The following is a 17,902-nucleotide window of genomic DNA, read 5'->3' as shown; positions in this document are numbered from 1 at the left end:
TGAGGACGGCGATGAGACCGGACGACCTGCGGGCGGCCCTGCGGGGCATACCCGATCCGGACTGGCTGGTGGCGGCCCTGGCGGGCGTCGCGGCGCAGCCGTCGGCGATCACGAGGTTCTTCCCGGCGGTCGGTCGGCGCTGCGGTCGGGCCGAGCTGCCCGACCTGCCCGGGTGGACCGCTGACGAGGCGGCCCGGGCGCTGCTGCTGGCCAACCTGCCGTCCGAGCATGCCGAGCGGGCCGAAGCGTTGTACCGCACCGGTGACGCCGCCGAGAAGCGGGCAGTGCTCAAGGCGTTGCCGCTGCTGCCGATCGGTGCGGCCGGGGTGCCGCTGCTGCACGATGCGCTGCGTACCAACGACACCCGGCTGGTCGCCGCGGCGCTCGGGCCGTACGCGGCGAATCTCGACGCGTCGACCTGGCGGCAGGCGGTGCTCAAGTGCGTCTTCACCGGCGTACCGCTGGCGGTGGTGGCGGATCTCGACGCCCGCGCCGACGGGGAACTGGCGGTGATGCTCGCCGGGCTCGCCGCTGAGCGGCAGGCCGCGGGCCGGAGCATGCCCGACGACGCCACCGCGCTGCTGGACCGGCTGACCGCCGGCAGCCAACCGCACCACAGGGAGGCGTGATGCGCATCTTCGACCCGCACATCCACATGACGTCCCGCACCACTGACGACTACGAGCGGATGGCCGCCGCGGGGGTGCAGGCGATCGTCGAGCCGGCGTTCTGGCTGGGCCAACCGCGTACCAACGTCGGATCGTTCACCGACTACTTCGACTCGCTGGTCGGCTGGGAGCCGTTCCGGGCCGGGCAGTTCGGGATTCGGCACCATGCCACGGTCGCGCTCAACCCGAAGGAGGCCAACGACCCGCGTTGCCGGCCGGTGCTCGACGTGCTGCCCCGCTACCTGGAGAAGGACGGCGTGGTCGCGGTCGGCGAGATCGGGTACGACTCGATGACGCCGGAGGAGGACGCCGCCTTCGCCGCCCAACTCGCCCTGGCGGTCGCCCACGACCTGCCGGCGCTGGTGCACACCCCGCACCGGGACAAGGCCCGCGGCGTCGACCGTACCCTCGCCGTGGTCGCCGAGTCCGGCATCGAACCGGGGCGCGTGGTGGTCGACCACCTCAACGAGGTGACCGTGAAGCAGGTCCGGGACACCGGCTGCTGGCTCGGCTTCTCGATCTATCCGGACACCAAGATGTCGCCGCCCCGGATGGTCGAACTGCTCAAGGCGTACGGCACCGAGCGGATGCTTGTCAACTCCGCCGCCGACTGGGGGCGGTCGGACCCGCTGCTGACCAAGGCCACCGGCGAGGCGATGCTGGCTGCCGGGTTCACCGACGAGGACGTCGACCGGGTGCTCTGGCGCAACCCGATCGAGTTCTACGGGCAGTCGGGTCGGCTCGACCTCAGCGACGGTGACGGTGCCGAGGCCACCTTCGCCGGCAACTCGATCCTGCGTGGCGGCGGCTGATGCGACTACGGCATGCCGGCGGGCGCACCATCCACCTCGGCTACTGCACCAACGTGCATCCCGCCGAGGACCTCGCCGGCATCCTCGCCCAACTCGACCGCTACGCGCTGCCGGTGCGTACGGCGCTCGGTGCCGACCTGCTCGGCCTGGGCCTGTGGCTGGCCGCCCCGGTCGCCGCCGAACTGGCCGCCGACGCGGGCGCCCGCCGTCGGTTGCGCACCGAGCTGACGGTACGAGGGCTGGAGGTGGTCACGCTCAACGGCTTCCCGTATGCCGCCTTCCAGGCGCCGGTGGTCAAGGGCGCGGTCTACCAGCCGGACTGGACCACGCAGCAGCGGCTGGACTACACCCTGGATCTGGCCCGGGTGCTGGCCGATCTGCTGCCCGACGACGCCGCCCGGGGCTCGATCTCCACCCTGCCGTTGGCCTGGCGTACGCCCTGGGACGCCGCCAGTGCGGACGCGGCCCGGCGGCGTCTCGATCAGCTTGCCGCCGGCCTGGCCGCCGTCGAGCGGGACAGCGGCCGGGCGATCCGGGTCGGCTTCGAGCCGGAGCCCGGCTGTGTGGTGGAGAGCAGCGCGCAGGCGGTGTCGGCGTTGTCCGGGGTGGACACCGAGCGGCTCGGTGTCTGCCTGGACCTGGCCCATCTCGCCTGCGCGTGGGAGGAGCCGAGCGTCGCCCTCGACCGGCTGGCCGCGGCCGGCCTGCCGGTGGTGAAGGTGCAGGTGTCCGCCGCGCTGCAGGCCTCCGACCCGGCGGGCGAGACGGCCGCGCTGCGCCGCTGGGTCGAGCCGCGGTTCCTGCACCAGACCCGTACCGTCGGCTGCGCCGGGTCGCACGACCCGGCGGATCCCCGGTGGGCCGCCGACGACCTCGATCTCGCTCTCGACGCCGGGCTGCCGGGCCCGTGGCGGGTGCATTACCACGTGCCGTTGCACGCCCCGCCGGAACCGCCGCTGGACTCGACCCTGCCGGTGCTGCGCGCTGCGCTGGCCGCCCTCTTCAGCGGGGTCGACGCCGGCTGCGACCACCTCGACGTCGAGACGTACACCTGGGGGGTGCTGCCGGCCGCGCGGCGCCCCGGCACCGACGCGGAGCTGGCCATTGGGATCGCCGCCGAGCTGGCCTTCGCCCGCGACGAACTGGTCGCCCTCGGGCTGACCCCGACCGAAACGGTGGTTACCCCATGACTCGTAAGCTGCTGGTGCTGGACGTGGTGGGGTTGACCCCGCGGCTGCTGGCCCACATGCCCCGGCTGCGCGCGGTGGCCGACACCGGCTTCTCCGCCGAGTTGGGTACGGTGCTGCCGGCGGTGACCTGTTCGGTGCAGTCGACCTTCCTCACCGGTGCGCTGCCGACCGAGCACGGCATCGTCGGCAACGGCTGGTACTTCCGTGACCTCGGTGAGGTGCTGCTCTGGCGGCAGCACAACGCGCTGGTCGGCGGGGAGAAGCTCTGGCAGGCCGCCCGGCGGGTACGCAGCGACTACACGGTGGCCAACGTCTGCTGGTGGTACGCGATGGGCGCGGATGTCGACTGGACGGTCACCCCGCGACCGGTCTACTACGCCGACGGCCGCAAGGAGCCGGACTGCTACACCGATCCGCCGCAGCTGCACGACGATCTCACCGCGCGGCTGGGCACCTTCCCGCTGTTCACCTACTGGGGGCCGGGCGCGGGTCTGCCGTCGTCGAGCTGGATCTGCCGGGCCGCCGAGCAGATCCTCACCGAGCAGTCTCCCGACCTGACCCTGGTCTACGTGCCGCACCTGGACTACGACCTGCAACGCTTCGGGCCGTCCGCACCCCAGGCCGCCGCCGCGGCAGCCGAACTCGACGGGGTGCTCGCGCTGCTGTTGGACGCCGCGCAGGCCCGGGACACGACGGTGGTGGTGCTCTCCGAGTACGGCATCACCGACGTCTCCCGGCCGGTCGACGTGAACCGGCTGCTGCGCGCCGAAGGGCTGTTGCGGGTGCACACCCAGGCCGGCATGGAGTACCTCGACCCGTGGACGTCGCGGGCGTTCGCGGTCGCCGACCACCAGATCGCCCACGTCTACGTCCGCGATCCGGCGGACGTGCCGGCGGTGGCGAAGCTCTGCGCCGGGCTGCCCGGGGTGGCCGAGGTGCTCGACGCGGACGGCAAGGCGGCACACGGGCTGGACCATCCGCGCGCCGGTGAACTGGTGCTGGTGGCCGAGCCCGACGCCTGGTTCACGTACTACTACTGGCTCGACGAAGCCCGGGCACCGGACTTCGCCCGACTGGTCGAGATCCACCGCAAACCCGGGTACGACCCGGCAGAGCTGTTCTTCGACCCGGCCGCCCCGGGCGCGGCGAAGCGCCGGGCGGCCGTCGCGCTGGCCCGCAAGAAGCTGGGCATGCGGTACCTGATGAGCGTGGTCGGCCTGGACGCCGGTGCGCGGGCGGTACGCGGCTCGCACGGTCGACTGCCGGCCGACCCGGCCGACGGGCCGGTGCTGCTCTGCTCCGACCCGTCACCGGCCCGGGACCGCATCGCCGCCACGGAGGTGAAGGGGCTGCTGCTGGAGCTGGCCGGACTGGAGGCGTCGTGACGGCCACGATCGCTCCGACCGACGCGAACGAACTGCGGGCCCGGTTCGACGCGGAGTTGACCGCCTTTCTCGACCGGCAGGACCCGGACTGGCCGGACGGCGCGCCCCGGGGCGTCTTCACCACGCTGCACCGCTTCGTGCTGGCCGGCGGCAAGCGGCTGCGACCGCTGTTCTGCTACTGGGGCTGGCGGGCGGCCGGTGGCCCGGACAGCACCCCGATCGTGACCGCCGCCGCGGCGCTGGAGCTGTTCCACGCCTTCGCGTTGATCCACGACGACATCCTCGACGGCAGCGACCGCCGTCGGGGCGAACCCTCGGTGCACCGGATCTTCGCCGACCTGCACACCCGGTCGTCCTGGCGGGGCGATCCGGAGGCGTACGGGCGCAACACCGCGCTGCTCTGCGGGGACCTCTGCGCGGCCTGGTCGGATCAGATGTTCCACGAGTGCGGGTTGGACGCCGAGTCGGTGCACCGGGGTTACGCGGTCTTCTCGTTGATGCGTACCGAGGTGATCGCGGGGGAGTACCTCGACCTGGTCTCCGGTGTCGGGGGCGGCTCGGTGGCCAGCGCGCTCACGGTGATCCGGATGAAGGCGGCCCGGTACACGGTGACCCGGCCGTTGCAGATCGGCGCCACGTTGGCCGGGGCGCCATCGGAGCTGGTCGACGCGCTGGCCGAGTTCGGCGACCCGTTGGGCGACGCCTTCCAGCTACGTGACGACGTGCTCGGGGTCTTCGGTGATCCGGCGGTCACCGGCAAGTCGATCCTCGACGATCTGCGCGAGGGCAAGCCGACGGTGATGATGGCGTTGGCCCGCGACGCGGCGAACCGGGCGCAGAGTGCCCGGCTGCGGGAGCTGTTCGGCAATCCTGACCTGGACGCCGAGGGCGCCGCCGAGCTGCGCGAGATCATCGAGAGCACCGGTGCGCGTACGACGATCGAGCAGATGATCCAGGTGCGGGCCGACGCCGCGTTGGCCGCTCTGGCGCAGACCACGGTGACGCCGGAGAGTCGGGCGGCGCTGACCGCGTTGGCGGCCCAGGCGGTCGACCGCCACCGTTGACGTGCAGGTGGATCGGTTGGAACCTCCCCAACTTCTGATCAGATCAACGAAAGTCCATGCGTCCTCGGCGGAAGGTATGGACACATCGACGAATGCCATTTAGTGTCATAGCCGGTACCGAAATGTTTCGATGAGGTGAACCGGCGGCGCGGGAACCCTCGGACCGACCCGTCTCCATCCCCCGCGCGACCACGCACCCCGGCCATCGGTCGTCCGGGCGATCCCCCCGCTACGGCATTCGGCGCGACGGCGCGCGCCCCGCCCTGGCTTTACCCGTCAGGAAGGGACAGCCCTCCAATGTCCACAATGGACAGCACTCGCCACCCCGCACGGTGGCTCACCTCCGGCGCGGCCCTGCTCCTGGCCGTCACGGCCGGCACGGTCGCCCTCGGTGCCGGTCCGACCGCGATCGGCGGACCGACTCCGGCCCAGGCCCACCCCATCGTGGCCACCGACTTCCAGCAGGTCACCCTCGCCAAGGGGGTCGCCGAGGTCGGCGAGCCGATGACTCTCGCGGTACTGCCGGACCGCTCCGTCCTGCACACCGCCCGCAACGGCACGTTGCGCCGCACCGACGCGGCCGGCAACACCACGGTGATCGGCACGATCCCGGTCTACACCCACGACGAGGAAGGGTTGCAGGGCGTCGGCGTGGACCCCAACTTCGCCAGCAACCGGCACATCTTCCTCTACTACGCGCCGCCGCTGTCCACCCCCGGCGGCGACGCCCCGGCCACCGGCACCAGCTTCTCCGCCTGGCAGGGCGTCAACCGGCTCTCCCGGTTCACCCTCAACGCCGACTTCACCGTCAACCAGGCGAGCAAGGTCGACGTCCTCGACGTCGCCGCCGACCGCGGCATGTGCTGCCATGTCGGTGGCGACATCGACTTCGACGCCGCCGGCAACCTCTACCTCTCCACCGGTGATGACACCAACCCCTTCGACTCCGGCGGCTACGCCCCGATCGACGAGCGGACCAACCGCAACCCGGCGTACGACGCCCAGCGCAGCGCGGCCAACACCAACGACCTGCGCGGCAAGATCCTCCGGATCAAGGTCAACGCCAACGGCTCGTACTCGATCCCGGCCGGCAACATGTTCGCCCCCGGCACCGCGAACACCCGCCCGGAGATCTACGCCATGGGCCTGCGCAACCCGTTCCGGATGAGCGTCGACAAGGCCACCGGCATCGTCTACGTCGGCGACTACGGGCCGGACGCCGGCTCCACCAGCGCCCGTGGCCCCTCCGGCCAGGTCGAGTTCAACCGGATCACCGGCCCCGGCTTCTACGGCTGGCCGTACTGCACCGGCACCAACACCACCAACGAGACGTACGCCGAATGGAACTTCGCCAACAACACCGCCGGGGCGAAGTACAACTGCACCGGCGGCGCCACCAACAACTCGTTCCGCAACACCGGCCTGACCACCCTGCCGGCGGCCAAACCCGCCTGGATCCGGTACGCCGGAGACGCCGGCAGCCCGCCCGAGTTCGGTGGCGGCTCCGAATCCCCGTCGGGCGGGCCGGTCTACCGCTACAACGCCGCGTCGACGTCGACCACCAAGTGGCCGCAGAGCTTCGACGGCCAGTTCTTCGCCGGTGAGTTCGGTCGAGGCTGGATCAAGCCGATCCACGTCAACGCCGACGGCTCGGTGGGCAGCATCGACGCCTCGTTCCCGTGGAACGGCAAGCAGGTCATGGACATGGCCTTCGGCCCCGACGGCGCGCTGTACGTGCTCGACTACGGCACCGGCTACTACAACGGCGACGCCAACTCGGCGCTGTACCGCTACGACTACGTCGGCGGTGGCAACCGGGCGCCGACGGCGGTGGCCTCGGCGAACCGCACCTCCGGGATCGCCCCGTTGACGGTGAACTTCTCCTCGGCCGGGTCATCGGATCCGGAGGGCGGGACGCTCACCTACTCGTGGGCGTTCGGCGACGGCACCACCTCGACGGCCGCCAACCCGAGCAAGACGTACACCGCCAACGGCAACTACACCGCCACGCTGACCGTACGCGACCCGCAGGGCGCCACCGGCACGGCGAGCGTACGCATCGGGGTCGGCAACACCGCCCCGACGGTCACCATCACCAGCCCCGGCAACGGCCAACTGTTCAGCTTCGGTGACACCGTGCCGTTCAGCATCACCGTCACCGACCCGGAGGACGGCACCATCGACTGCACCCGGGTCAAGATGACCTACGTGCTGGGCCACGACAGCCACGGCCACCAGATCACCTCGCAGAACGGCTGCACCGGCACGATCGCCGTACCGGTCGACGGTGAACACGACGACGCGGCCAACATCTTCGGCATCTTCGACGCCGAGTACACCGACGCCGGTGGGCTGACCACCCACACGCAGCACACCCTGCAACCGCGCAAGCGGCAGGCGGAGCACTACAAGACCGCCTCCGGTGTCGACGCCTTCGACAAGCCGACCGCCGAGGGCGGCAAGACCGTCGGCAACATCAACAACGGTGACTGGGTTGCGTTCGAGCCGTACCGGCTGGGCAACGTCACCTCGTTCAGCGCCCGGGTCTCCTCCGCCGGCGCCGGCGGCACGCTGCAGGTGCGGGCCGGCTCGGCCACCGGCACCGTCCTCGGCTCGGCGACCGTTCCCGTCACCGGGGCCTGGGACAGCTTCACCACGGTCACCGGTGCCGTCAGCAACCCGCCCACCGGCACCACCACGCTCTACCTGACCTTCGCCGGCTCGGGCACCGGCCACCTCTACGACCTGGACTCGTTCGCCTTCACCACCGGCAGCGGTGGCGGCGACCGGGCCGGACCGATCACCGGCCTGGGCGGCAAGTGCCTCGACGTACGCAACGCGGCGACCGCCGACGGCACCCAGGTCCAGATCTTCACCTGCAACGGCAGTGCGGCGCAGACCTGGACGGTGACGCCGAACTCGACGATCCGCGCGTTGGGCAAGTGCCTGGACGTCAACGCCGCCGCCTCGGCGGACGGCACGAAGATCCAGCTGTGGACGTGCAACGGCGGTGTCGCCCAGGTCTGGTCGGCGCAGTCGAACGGCACGTTGCGTAATCCGAACTCGGGTAAGTGTCTGGACGTGTCGAACAACAGCTCGGCCGACGGCCAGGCGGTGCACCTGTGGACCTGCCACACCAACGCCAACCAGCGCTGGATCCTTCCGTAGCTGCAAGGAAGGGCCCCCTGTTAACGCCTAGTGTTGTACAAGGGGCCCCTCCTAACACGACGATCGTTTGGGAGAGCGACATGCGCAGACTGCTCCGCCCCGTTCTCGGCGTGGCCACCGCGGCCCTCGCCGTGATCGCCTGCACCACCCCGGCCACCCCGGCCAGCGCCGCCGACACCCCGTACGACGTGCTGGTCTTCTCCAAGACGGCGGGCTTCCGGCACGACTCCATCGCGGTGGGCACCCAGACCATCCGTGACCTGGGCGCGGCCAACAGCTTCACGGTCACCGCCACCGAGGACGCCGGTGTCTTCACCACCGGCAACCTCGCCCAGTACGAGGCGGTGGTCTTCCTCAACACCACAGGCGACGTGCTCAACGCCAGCCAGCAGACCGCCTTCGAGTCGTACATCGGCTCCGGTGGCGGCTACGTGGGTGTGCACGCCGCCGCGGACACCGAGTACGGCTGGTCGTTCTACGGCAACCTGGTCGGGGCGTACTTCCGCTCCCACCCGGCCATCCAGCAGGCCACCGTCCGGGTGGAGAACCGCGCCCACGCGGCCACCGCCCACCTGCCGCAGAACTGGACCCGCACCGACGAGTGGTACGACTTCCAGGCCAATCCCCGCCCGGGCGCCCGCATCCTGGCCAACCTCGACGAGTCGTCGTACTCCGGTGGGGTGATGGGGGCCGACCACCCGATCGCCTGGTGCAAGACGTACGCCGGAGGCCGATCCTTCTACACCGGGGCCGGGCACACCCAGGCGTCGTACTCCGAGCCGGCCTTCCGGGCGCACCTGCTCGGCGGCATCCGGTACGCGGCCGGCCGCACCAAGGCCGACTGCCGGGCGGAGACCGGCTACACCACGCTCTACAACGGCTCGACCACCGGCTGGTCGCAGGCCGGTCCGGGCAGCTTCACCAACTCCGACGCCACGCTCAGCTCGACCGGCGGGATGGGCCTGTACTGGTACAGCGCGAAGCAGTTCACCAACTACTCGCTCAAGCTGGACTGGCGGGTCGCCGGAGACGACAACTCGGGGGTGTTCATCGGCTTCCCGCCGTCGAGCGACCCGAACTCGGCCATCAACAACGGCTACGAGGTGCAGATCGACCCCACCGACACCGCCGACCGCACCACCGGCGCGGTGTACGGCTTCAAGTCCGCCGACCTCGCCGCCCGCGACGCCGCGCTGAACCCGGCGGGGGAGTGGAACACCTACGAACTGCTGGTCGAGGGGGAGCGCCTGCAGGTGTTCCTCAACGGGGTGAAGATCAACGACTTCACCAACACCGACCCGGTCCGCTCGCTCGCCGGCCACATCGGCATCCAGAATCACGGTACGGGCGACGACGTCTCGTTCCGCAACATCCGGATCAAGGAACTGGGCGGCACGAACCCGCCGCCGGGCAGCAACACGACTGTGCAGGCCGAGGCGTACAACTCGGCCAACGGGGTGACCGTGGTCGGCAAGACCGGCGCCAACGGCGGCCAGGTGCTGGGTTACATCGATCCGGGTGACTGGGCGGCGTACCACAACCTGGACCTGACCGGCGTCACCTCGCTGCGGGCCCGGATCGCCTCCGCCGGCCCCGGCGGGACCATCCAGGTGCGTACCGGCTCGACCACCGGCACCGTGCTCGGGTCGGTGTCGGCGCCGAACACCGGCAACTGGAACACCTTCGTCGACGTCAGCGCCCCGCTGTCCAACGTCCCGTCCGGCACCCGCAACGTCTACCTGACCTTCACCGGCTCGGGTGGCAGCCTCTTCGACGTCGACGACTTCACCCTGGTCCGGGGCGGTGGCGGCAGCACCGGCACCGGCCCGATCACCGGGCTGGGCGGCAAGTGCCTCGACGTGCGCAACGGTTCGTCGGCGGACGGCACGCAGATCCAGATCCTCACCTGCAACGGCAGTGCGGCGCAGACCTGGACGGTGACGCCGAACTCGACGATCCGCGCGTTGGGCAAGTGCCTGGACGTCAACGGTGGCGCCTCCGCGGACGGCACGAAGATCCAGCTGTGGACGTGCAACGGCGGCGGCGCGCAGAACTGGTCGGCGCAGTCGAACGGCACCCTGCGCAACCCGCAGACGGGCAAGTGCCTGGACGTGTCGAACAACAGCTCGGCCGACGGCCAGGCGGTGCACCTGTGGACCTGCCACACCAACGCCAACCAACGCTGGATCCTCCCCTAGCTGAAAGGAAGGGCCCCTTGTTAACGCCTGGCGTGGTACAAGGGGCCCCTATTAACACCTGCGAACGGGAGGGCCTTTTGCGTCGCGGGTGACGGGCCTAGAGTGAAGGCGGCGACCGCGAGGTGGCCGGTGAGCCGACGGGAGGCGCAACCCGTCGGCCCCAGGCGTGACCACGCCCACCGGCACACCGTCGAGGCCGCCGCCTCCGGCATCCCTCGCCCCGGTCCGCAGTCACGGAATCCCCAACACCACGACAGGGGAAAAGGACAGATGGCGCGACCGATCACGCTGTTCACCGGCCAGTGGGCCGACCTTCCGTTCGACGAGGTGTGCCGGCTCGCCGCCGAGTGGGGCTACGACGGCCTGGAGCTGGCCTGCTGGGGCGACCACTTCGAGGTCGACAAGGCCCTCGCGGACGACTCGTACATCGAGCGCAAGCGCGAGACGCTGGCCAAGCACAACCTCCAGGTCTTCACGATCTCCAACCACCTGGTCGGCCAGGCGGTCTGCGACCACCCGATCGACGAGCGGCACCAGGGCATCCTGCCCGCCCGGATCTGGGGCGACGGCGAGCCCGAAGGCGTACGCCAGCGGGCCGCCGAGGAAATCAAGGACACCGCCCGCGCGGCGGCCAAGCTCGGCGTCAACACCGTCGTCGGCTTCACCGGCTCGTCGATCTGGCACACCCTGGCGATGTTCCCGCCGGTGCCGCCGTCGATGCTCGACCGCGGCTACCAGGACTTCGCCGACCGGTGGAACCCGATCCTCGACGTCTTCGACGAGGTCGGGGTGCGGTTCGCCCACGAGGTGCACCCGAGCGAGATCGCCTACGACTACTACACCACCAAGCGGACCTTGGAGGCGATCGACCACCGGCCCGCCTTTGGCCTGAACTGGGACCCGTCGCACTTCGTCTGGCAGGAGCTGGACCCGGTCAACTTCATCTTCGACTTCGCCGACCGGATCTACCACGTCGACTGCAAGGACGCGAAGGTGCGTACCGGTGACGGCCGGCGCGGCCGACTGGCCTCGCACCTGCCCTGGGCCGACCTGCGGCGCGGCTGGGACTTCGTCTCCACCGGCCACGGCGACGTGCCGTGGGAGGACTGCTTCCGGGCGCTCAACGCGATCGGCTACGACGGGCCGATCTCGATCGAGTGGGAGGACGCCGGCATGGACCGCCTGGTCGGTGCCCCCGAGGCGCTGCAGTTCGTGCGCCGGCTCGCCTTCGACGCCCCCTCCGCCGCCTTCGACGCGGCGTTCAGCAGCAAGGACTGACCGCGCCTTCCGCGCGGCCCGGCGACCACCGGGCCGCGCGGGCGCGGTCAGCCGGACGTGAAGACGTGATCGCTGGCCAACCGGGCCGCACCCACCAGGGCGGCCCGGTCGGCCAGGTCGGAGAGAACCACCGGCATCGTCCCGGTGGCCAGCGGCGCGGACCGGCGGTAGACCACGCCACGGATCTCGGAGAGCAGGATGTGCCCGAGCCCGTCCGGTGCCCCGCCGATCACCACGATGCCCGGGTTGAAGAAGCTGACCAGTCCGACGAGTACCCGCCCCACCCGGCGGGCCGCGTCGCGGACCAACGCCTGGGCGGCTGGATCACCGGCGGTCGCCGCCGAGGCGATGTCCGGCACGGTGAGCGTGCCGGTCTCGGCCAGCCGGGCCGCCAGCAACTCCGACCGGCCACCGCGGGCAGCCGCCGACGCCGCCCGGCTCAGCCCCGCGTCCCCGCAGTACGCCTCCAGGCAGCCGAATTCGCCGCAGGCGCAGACCGGCCCGTCCTCACCGAGCGGCAGGTGGGCGATGTCACCGGCGCTGCTCGTCGCCCCCCGGTAGAGCGAACCGCTGAGCACCAGCCCGCAGCCGATCGCGGTGCCGAGCTTGAGGTAGAGGAAGTCGTCGAAGGTCCGGCCGATGCCGGCGTGCTGCTCACCGAGGGCGAGCACGTTCGCGTCGTTGTCGACAAGCGCCGGACAGCCCAACTCGGTGGCGAACGCGTCCCGGACCGGGAACCGCTGCCAGCCGGGCAGCACGGCCGGCGCGACCGAGGCGCCGCCGTCGACCGGCCCGGGCAGCGCGATGCCGACCCCGGTGAGTTCGGCGACGCCGAGTTCGGCGCGAAGCTTCTCGACCAGTTCGACGGCGCGGGCGATCACCGGCTCCGGCCCGCCCCGAACGTCCGCCGGTTCACCGGTCTCGGCCAGCACGTTGAGCTCACCGTCGGTCAGCGCCACGCTGATCCGGTCGGCCGCCACGACGACGCTGGCGAAACGCACCCGACCGGCGAGGCGCAGCAACGACGACCGGCGTCCGCCCCGGGAGGCGGCCTGCCCGGCGGTCTCGACCAGCCCGCGGGCGACGAGCCGATCCAATTCGGTGGTGAGCGTCGAGCGGGACAACCCCAGGATGTCGCCCAGCTCCACCCGGGAGCGGGGGCCGTCGTCGCGCAACAGCCGGACCAGCCTCGCCTGCTGCGGATTCTCTGGCCGGACGAGTGTCATCACCAACACCTCCCGTCCGAAGTCTTCCATGTAGGTGTTTCCAGCCTGTAGCGAGCCGGGGCCGCATCCGTCACCGGATGCGGCCCCGGGATTGAAGATGTCACCGCGGGCGGTGCCGGCACGGCGGGCGGGCCCGCCGGAACCGGGACCGCGTCCACGGTCTCCCGCATGTCGAGTCCGTCAGCCCCGCAGACCCGACATGTGCTGGTAGCTCACCTCGGCGTAGCGCAGCGAACGGCCCGGGTCGGCGGCCCCGCCCGGCGCATTGTCCTGCTCCCACATCGGGTTGTGGTAACCCTTGGCGCCCATGTTGGCGAAGAAGTTGCCGTAGTCGATGTCGCCCTGGCCGAGCGGCACCATCTCGTACCCGGCCGAGACGTTCGGGTTGAACGCGCCGTCCTTCGCGTGGAACAGCGGGAACCGCATGGTCCGGGTCGCCACCGTGGCCAACGGGTCGAAGACGTCGGTCTGCAGGTTGCCGTCCGCGTCGGTGTAGGTGCGGAAGCGGTGCTGGGCCACGTGCGCCCAGTAGATGTCCATCTCGAAGAAGACCTTGTCGGCCTCGGTCTTGTCGAAGAAGTACTCCAGCTTCCGGATGCCCGAGGAGCGGGTGGGTCGACCCAGCCCGTCCAGCGGCCCGCTGTCGAGCAGGAAGTTGTACGCCGCGTCGTGGTTGTGCGTGTACAGCTTCAGCCCACGGGCGCGGGCCATCTCACCGAACAGGTTCCACCGGTCGGCGGCGGCGTCCCAGTCGGCCTTGTAGTTGCTGTTCGTCGGGTCGCTGCCGGTGCCGATGTGCTGCATGCCGAGGATCTCGGCGGTGTCGAGGGTCCGCTCGAACGCGGCGATGGTGTCCGGCGTGACGGTGCTGGGGATCGAGGCGTGCGAGCCGTTGGCGCGCAGCCCGTTGTCGTCCAGGATCTTCCGGATCTCCGTCGGGGTGATCTGCCGGCCCAGGATGCTCGTGTGCTGGGTGTAGCCGGCGAACTCCACCTCCTTGTAGCCGATCTCGGCGAGCCGGCCGAGCACCCGCTCGAAGCCGTACGGCACTCCGCTGGTGTCCGGGGCGGCGCTGATCCGGTCCCGGACGCTGTACAGGATGATGCCCCGCTTGCCGGGCGGGACGAGCACCCCGTTGCCGTTGCCCTTGCTGTTGGCAACGGCGGCGGAGCCGAAGCCGGTGGCGCCGACGGCCGCCGCGCCGGCGACCCCGGCGAAGGCGCCGAGTATCCGACGCCGGCTCATTCCGTGCTGACTGTCGCTCATGTCCTACTGCCTTTCTCGGTGGTGTTTACCGGTGGGGTGGCTGGGGTCGTCGGGTGGACGACCCCAGCCGGAGGGTGCCTACGGGGTCAGGCCGATGCCCGGACCGTTGAACTGCACCCAGTTGAGGTTGCCGAAGCCGCCGGCCGGGCCGCCGGCGACGGTGGTGAACACCAGGTACAGCCGGAACGTCTCACCGGGGTCGGTGATCGGCACGCTGGTGCTGGTGAAGGCGTTGTTGCCGGTGGTCGCGTTGACCGTGGCGGTGGTCAGCAGCGGACCGGTCGGCGAGTCCCGGCGGAACTCGACGTTGAAGCGTGGCTGCCCGGCCGTGGCCGCGCTGCCACCGGAGGTACGCAGCGTCACCGAGTCGATGTTCCGCAGGTTGACCGTGCCGTTGACGGCGATCCAGTCACCGTTGTCGAGGCTGCCGCGTTGCTGCCCGCCGCCGGTGTCCGCGGTGTTGCCGACCGTGGTGCCGGACTGGTTGCGGGCGAACTCCACCTGCTGCAACTTGTCCTGGATGACCTGCTGACCGATGGTGGTCAGCGGCGGCTGACCGTTGGCGCCTTTGTCGGTGTAGGTCGCGCTGATCACGCCGTAGATGTAGCCGCCGTGTGAGGCGTCGTCGGCGAGCGTGGGCAGCACTCCGGAACAGCCGAGCTGGTTGGCCTCCCCGTGCCCGTGGTCGTCGTGGCCGAGGACGAAGGTGACCTCCACCTTCGTGCAGTCGACCGGGCCGTCCTCCGGGTCGGTGACCGTCACCGACCAGGGGATGTCGTCACCCCAGCTGAAGAAGCCACCCTCGATCGGTACGTCCACCCGTACCGTCGGGGCGGTGTTGCCGACCGTGATGGTGGTGTTCGCCGTCGCGGTCTTGCCGCTGGAGTCGGTCACCGTCAGCCGCGCCGTGTAGACGCCGTTGCTGGTGTACGTGAACGAGGGGTTCGGGTCGACGGAGTCGGTCGTACCGTTGCCGTCGAAGTCCCAGGCGTACGAGATGGAGTCCGCCGGATCCGGGTCGCGTGACCCGTCACTGGAGAACGCCACGGTCAACGGGGCCTGCCCGTTGGTCGGGGTCGCGTTCAGCACGGCCGTCGGCGCCCGCAGGCCCTTGACGTAGCTGAACTTCACCATCGCCGCGTCCGGGTTGATGTTGAAGAACCCGTCCCCGTACGTCAGCAGGTAGAAGTTGCCGTCGGGGCCCCACATCATGTCCATCGGGTTGTCGCAGAGGAACGGCTTGGCCGGCGTGACCGGGCCTCCGCCGCAGCTCAACAGATCGTTGATCTTCAGGATGCCGCCCTGCGAGTCGAGCCGGACCTCCCGCAGGTAGTCCCGGGTGAACTCGCCGAAGAAGATCGCGCCGTCGTAGTACGCGGGGAATTTCGTCTCCGACCTCAGCTCCGGGTCGTAGTCGTACTTCGCCGCGCCGTGCGGACCCACACCGCCGGTGCCGAGCTCCGGGAAGAGCACCGGGCAGGTCTGGGTCGGGGTGGACAGGTAGGACTCCGGGCAGGGCGTCGGGGCCTGGAAGGAGTACCAGAGCTCCGACTCCTCCACCGGCGGCAGGTCGACCAGGCCGGTGTTGTGCCGGGAGGTGTTCTTCGGTGCCGCACAGTCGAACGGCGCGATCGGCGAGATCGGGCTGGTGGTCCAGTTCATCTCGAAGTACGGCAGGTCCGGCTGTACGCACAGCGGCCAGCCGTAGTTCGCGGGCTTGTCGACCACCATCATCCGGCCGGTGCCCGCCGGCCCTCGCCCGACCGTGGCGGTCGAGGAGTCGGGGGAGTAGTCGGTGATGTACGCGACGTCGTTCTTGTCCAGGGTGATCCGGAACGGGTTGCGCAGCCCCATCGCGTAGATCTCCGGTCGGGTTTTGTCACCCGGATCCTGCGCCTCGGGGAACAGGTTCCCCTCGGGGATGCTGTAGCTGCCGTCCGCCTGGACCTTGATCCGCAGGATCTTGCCCCGCAGGTCGTTGGTGTTGGCGGAGCTGCGCCGGGCGTCCACGAACGGCGCCTGGTAGACCCCGCTCGCGCTCACCGAGTCGTTGTGCGGGGAGAAGCCGCCCGAACCGCCGCCGCCGGCCGGGGTGTCGTCCCCGGTGACCAGCCACAGGTTGTTCTCCGAGTCGAAGGCGATGTCGCCGCCGACGTGACAGCAGGCGCCCCGGTCCACCGGTACCTGCATGATCTTCTGCTCGGTGCTCAGGTCGAGCGAGGGGTTCTCGCCGTCGACGAACTTGAACCGCGACAGCTGGAAGTAGCCCTTCCAGTTGTCCCAGGCGTTCGGGTTGGTGCTGGTGGTGGGCGCAGCGCCGGTGGGAGTGTCGCCCGGTGGGGCGTAGAACAGGTAGACCCACCTGTTGGTGGCGAAGTCCTTGTCGATCGCCGGGCCGTACATCCCGTCCTCGCTGTGGGTGTAGACCGGGATCTGTGCCAGCAGGGTGGTGCGGTTGCCGTCCGGCTCGTGCAGCCGTACGCCGCCACGGCGGTCGGTCTGGATGACCCGCCCGTCGGGCAGCACGTCGAAGCCGATCGGCTCGTTGACGTTGGGCTGGGCGCCGATCACCGTCATCTGGTAGTTGGCCAGCACGGTCGCGCCGCAGTCGCCGTCGGTGACGCCGGCCGCCCACTGGATCGCGCCGCCCAGGTGAGCGCGCAGGTCGGTGCCGCTGAAGCTCTCCGGGGTTGCCCCGAGTCCGGTGTAGAACGAGCGTCCGCCCTGGTAATCCTTGCACCAGGTGATGGGGTGGTCGAAACCCATGCTGCCACCGGTGTACGTCTTCTCGTCCACCGTCGCCAGGACGTGCGAGAAGCCTCGGACGTTGGCCGCGAAGTTGTACCAGCGGTCCGTCGTGGTCCACCGCTCGGGCAGCGAGGCCGAGGCGGGGTGCACCCGGTCGGCCACGGTCACCGTGGCGGCGCTGGCCGGCGTCGCCGCGCCGACGGCGCGGGTGCCGAGGACCTCGTCGAGGAAGTCCCAGCCCGGCTCCGCCTCGATCGCCGAGTGCACGCCGACGAAGCCGCCGCCGGCGCGGTAGTACTTCTCGAACGCGGCTCGTTGGTCGTCGTCGAGCACATCGCCGGAGGTGTTCAGGAACACCACGGCGCGGAACTGCTTGAGGTGCGGCTCGCGGAACTTGCGGGCGTCGTCGGTGACGTCCACCGTGAACCGTCGTTCCTTGCCGAGCTGCCGGATGGCGTCGACGCCGGCCGAGGTGGCGGGGTGGGTGCCGTCGGCCGACCGGGTGAAGACCAGCACCTTGTACTGGATGCCGTTGTTTGTCGATGTCGCCTCGCCGGCTACCGGCGCGGCTTGCGCCGGCGTGCTCTGCGGGGCGCCGGTCGCGACGAGCGTCGCGCCGACGAGGGTGAGCAGACTCAGATAGGTGAGGGCTCTGCGGCCCAACGGTCTGTGCATCGAACCTCGCTCTGATCGGTCAGTCCCACCCCGGCACGCGCGTGCCGGGGTGGTTGGGGGTTACCAAACGAGCCTGGCCAGGTCTAACGAGGACGATATTTGCGGCCGACAATAAAGAGAAGAGGTTGGGGGCAGAAGTTTCAGCGATATCGCCGGGACTTTCGTTCAATACGGGCGAAAGTTACCGCGAGGCTGGACACTTTGCCCTGACGTGCGCACACAGC

General features: G+C 70.4%; 11 protein-coding genes. 8 read left to right on the top strand and 3 right to left on the bottom strand.

Going from position 1 to position 17,902, the window contains the following annotated elements:
• The first annotated feature begins 11 nt into the window (after positions 1-11).
• The 8 genes from JMF97_RS07310 to JMF97_RS07275 all read left to right on the top strand — a co-directional run bounded on the left by JMF97_RS07310 (position 12) and on the right by JMF97_RS07275 (position 11,763).
• Complete coding sequence (locus JMF97_RS07310; protein WP_203220789.1) at positions 12-629, top strand: EboA domain-containing protein; 618 nt, start codon at positions 12-14, stop codon at positions 627-629.
• Complete coding sequence (locus JMF97_RS07305) at positions 629-1,480, top strand: TatD family hydrolase (protein ID WP_203220788.1); 852 nt, start codon at positions 629-631, stop codon at positions 1,478-1,480. Before JMF97_RS07310 ends, JMF97_RS07305 begins: the two co-directional genes overlap by 1 nt.
• On the top strand, positions 1,480-2,670 hold the full coding sequence (eboE, locus tag JMF97_RS07300; protein WP_203220787.1) for a metabolite traffic protein EboE: 1,191 nt from the start codon (positions 1,480-1,482) through the stop codon (positions 2,668-2,670). The genes JMF97_RS07305 and eboE overlap by 1 nt, the downstream gene beginning before the upstream one ends.
• On the top strand, positions 2,667-4,055 hold the full coding sequence (locus JMF97_RS07295; protein ID WP_203220786.1) for an alkaline phosphatase family protein: 1,389 nt from the start codon (positions 2,667-2,669) through the stop codon (positions 4,053-4,055). The genes eboE and JMF97_RS07295 overlap by 4 nt, the downstream gene beginning before the upstream one ends.
• Entirely contained in the window at positions 4,052-5,119 is a 1,068-nt protein-coding gene (locus tag JMF97_RS07290; RefSeq protein WP_203220785.1) for a polyprenyl synthetase family protein, read from the top strand. Before JMF97_RS07295 ends, JMF97_RS07290 begins: the two co-directional genes overlap by 4 nt.
• A 306-nt stretch (positions 5,120-5,425) precedes the next feature.
• Complete coding sequence (locus tag JMF97_RS07285; protein ID WP_203220784.1) at positions 5,426-8,287, top strand: PQQ-dependent sugar dehydrogenase; 2,862 nt, start codon at positions 5,426-5,428, stop codon at positions 8,285-8,287.
• Between the two features lie 80 nt (positions 8,288-8,367).
• A complete protein-coding gene (locus tag JMF97_RS07280) occupies positions 8,368-10,485 on the top strand; it encodes a ThuA domain-containing protein (RefSeq protein WP_203220783.1) in 2,118 nt (705 codons plus the stop codon).
• Positions 10,486-10,755: 270 nt separating this feature from the next.
• Positions 10,756-11,763 (top strand): sugar phosphate isomerase/epimerase family protein, encoded by a 1,008-nt coding sequence (locus JMF97_RS07275; protein ID WP_203220782.1) that lies wholly within the window; start codon positions 10,756-10,758, stop codon positions 11,761-11,763.
• Positions 11,764-11,810: 47 nt separating this feature from the next.
• Here the strand turns inward: JMF97_RS07275 and JMF97_RS07270 are convergent, their stop codons facing one another.
• The 3 genes from JMF97_RS07270 to JMF97_RS07260 form a co-directional block, all read right to left on the bottom strand.
• Complete coding sequence (locus tag JMF97_RS07270; RefSeq protein ID WP_203220781.1) at positions 11,811-12,989, bottom strand: ROK family transcriptional regulator; 1,179 nt, start codon at positions 12,987-12,989, stop codon at positions 11,811-11,813.
• Between the two features lie 180 nt (positions 12,990-13,169).
• Positions 13,170-14,255: a sugar phosphate isomerase/epimerase family protein gene (locus JMF97_RS07265; RefSeq protein ID WP_238358806.1), complete on the bottom strand. Its 1,086-nt coding sequence runs from the start codon at positions 14,253-14,255 to the stop codon at positions 13,170-13,172.
• A gap of 78 nt (positions 14,256-14,333) precedes the next feature.
• A complete protein-coding gene (locus JMF97_RS07260) occupies positions 14,334-17,678 on the bottom strand; it encodes a ThuA domain-containing protein (protein ID WP_203220780.1) in 3,345 nt (1,114 codons plus the stop codon).
• Between the last annotated feature and the right edge of the window lie 224 nt (positions 17,679-17,902).

The sequence above is a fragment of the Micromonospora fiedleri genome (assembly GCF_016774385.1).
Classification (GTDB): domain Bacteria; phylum Actinomycetota; class Actinomycetes; order Mycobacteriales; family Micromonosporaceae; genus Micromonospora; species Micromonospora gifhornensis.
The sequence above is the reverse complement of the archived record's forward strand: the minus strand, read 5'-3'. Positions and strand labels throughout refer to the sequence as shown.

What these genes read in the sequence shown, in the direction of transcription:
- JMF97_RS07305 (WP_203220788.1), top strand. Translation starts at nt 629, where the DNA reads ATGCGCATCTTCGACCCGCACATCCACATGACGTCCCGCACCACTGAC.
- JMF97_RS07260 (WP_203220780.1), bottom strand. Translation starts at nt 17,678, where the DNA reads ATGCACAGACCGTTGGGCCGCAGAGCCCTCACCTATCTGAGTCTGCTC.
- JMF97_RS07295 (WP_203220786.1), top strand. Translation starts at nt 2,667, where the DNA reads ATGACTCGTAAGCTGCTGGTGCTGGACGTGGTGGGGTTGACCCCGCGG.
- JMF97_RS07275 (WP_203220782.1), top strand. Translation starts at nt 10,756, where the DNA reads ATGGCGCGACCGATCACGCTGTTCACCGGCCAGTGGGCCGACCTTCCG.
- JMF97_RS07310 (WP_203220789.1), top strand. Translation starts at nt 12, where the DNA reads ATGAGACCGGACGACCTGCGGGCGGCCCTGCGGGGCATACCCGATCCG.
- JMF97_RS07280 (WP_203220783.1), top strand. Translation starts at nt 8,368, where the DNA reads ATGCGCAGACTGCTCCGCCCCGTTCTCGGCGTGGCCACCGCGGCCCTC.
- JMF97_RS07285 (WP_203220784.1), top strand. Translation starts at nt 5,426, where the DNA reads ATGGACAGCACTCGCCACCCCGCACGGTGGCTCACCTCCGGCGCGGCC.
- JMF97_RS07265 (WP_238358806.1), bottom strand. Translation starts at nt 14,255, where the DNA reads ATGAGCGACAGTCAGCACGGAATGAGCCGGCGTCGGATACTCGGCGCC.
- eboE (WP_203220787.1), top strand. Translation starts at nt 1,480, where the DNA reads ATGCGACTACGGCATGCCGGCGGGCGCACCATCCACCTCGGCTACTGC.
- JMF97_RS07270 (WP_203220781.1), bottom strand. Translation starts at nt 12,989, where the DNA reads ATGACACTCGTCCGGCCAGAGAATCCGCAGCAGGCGAGGCTGGTCCGG.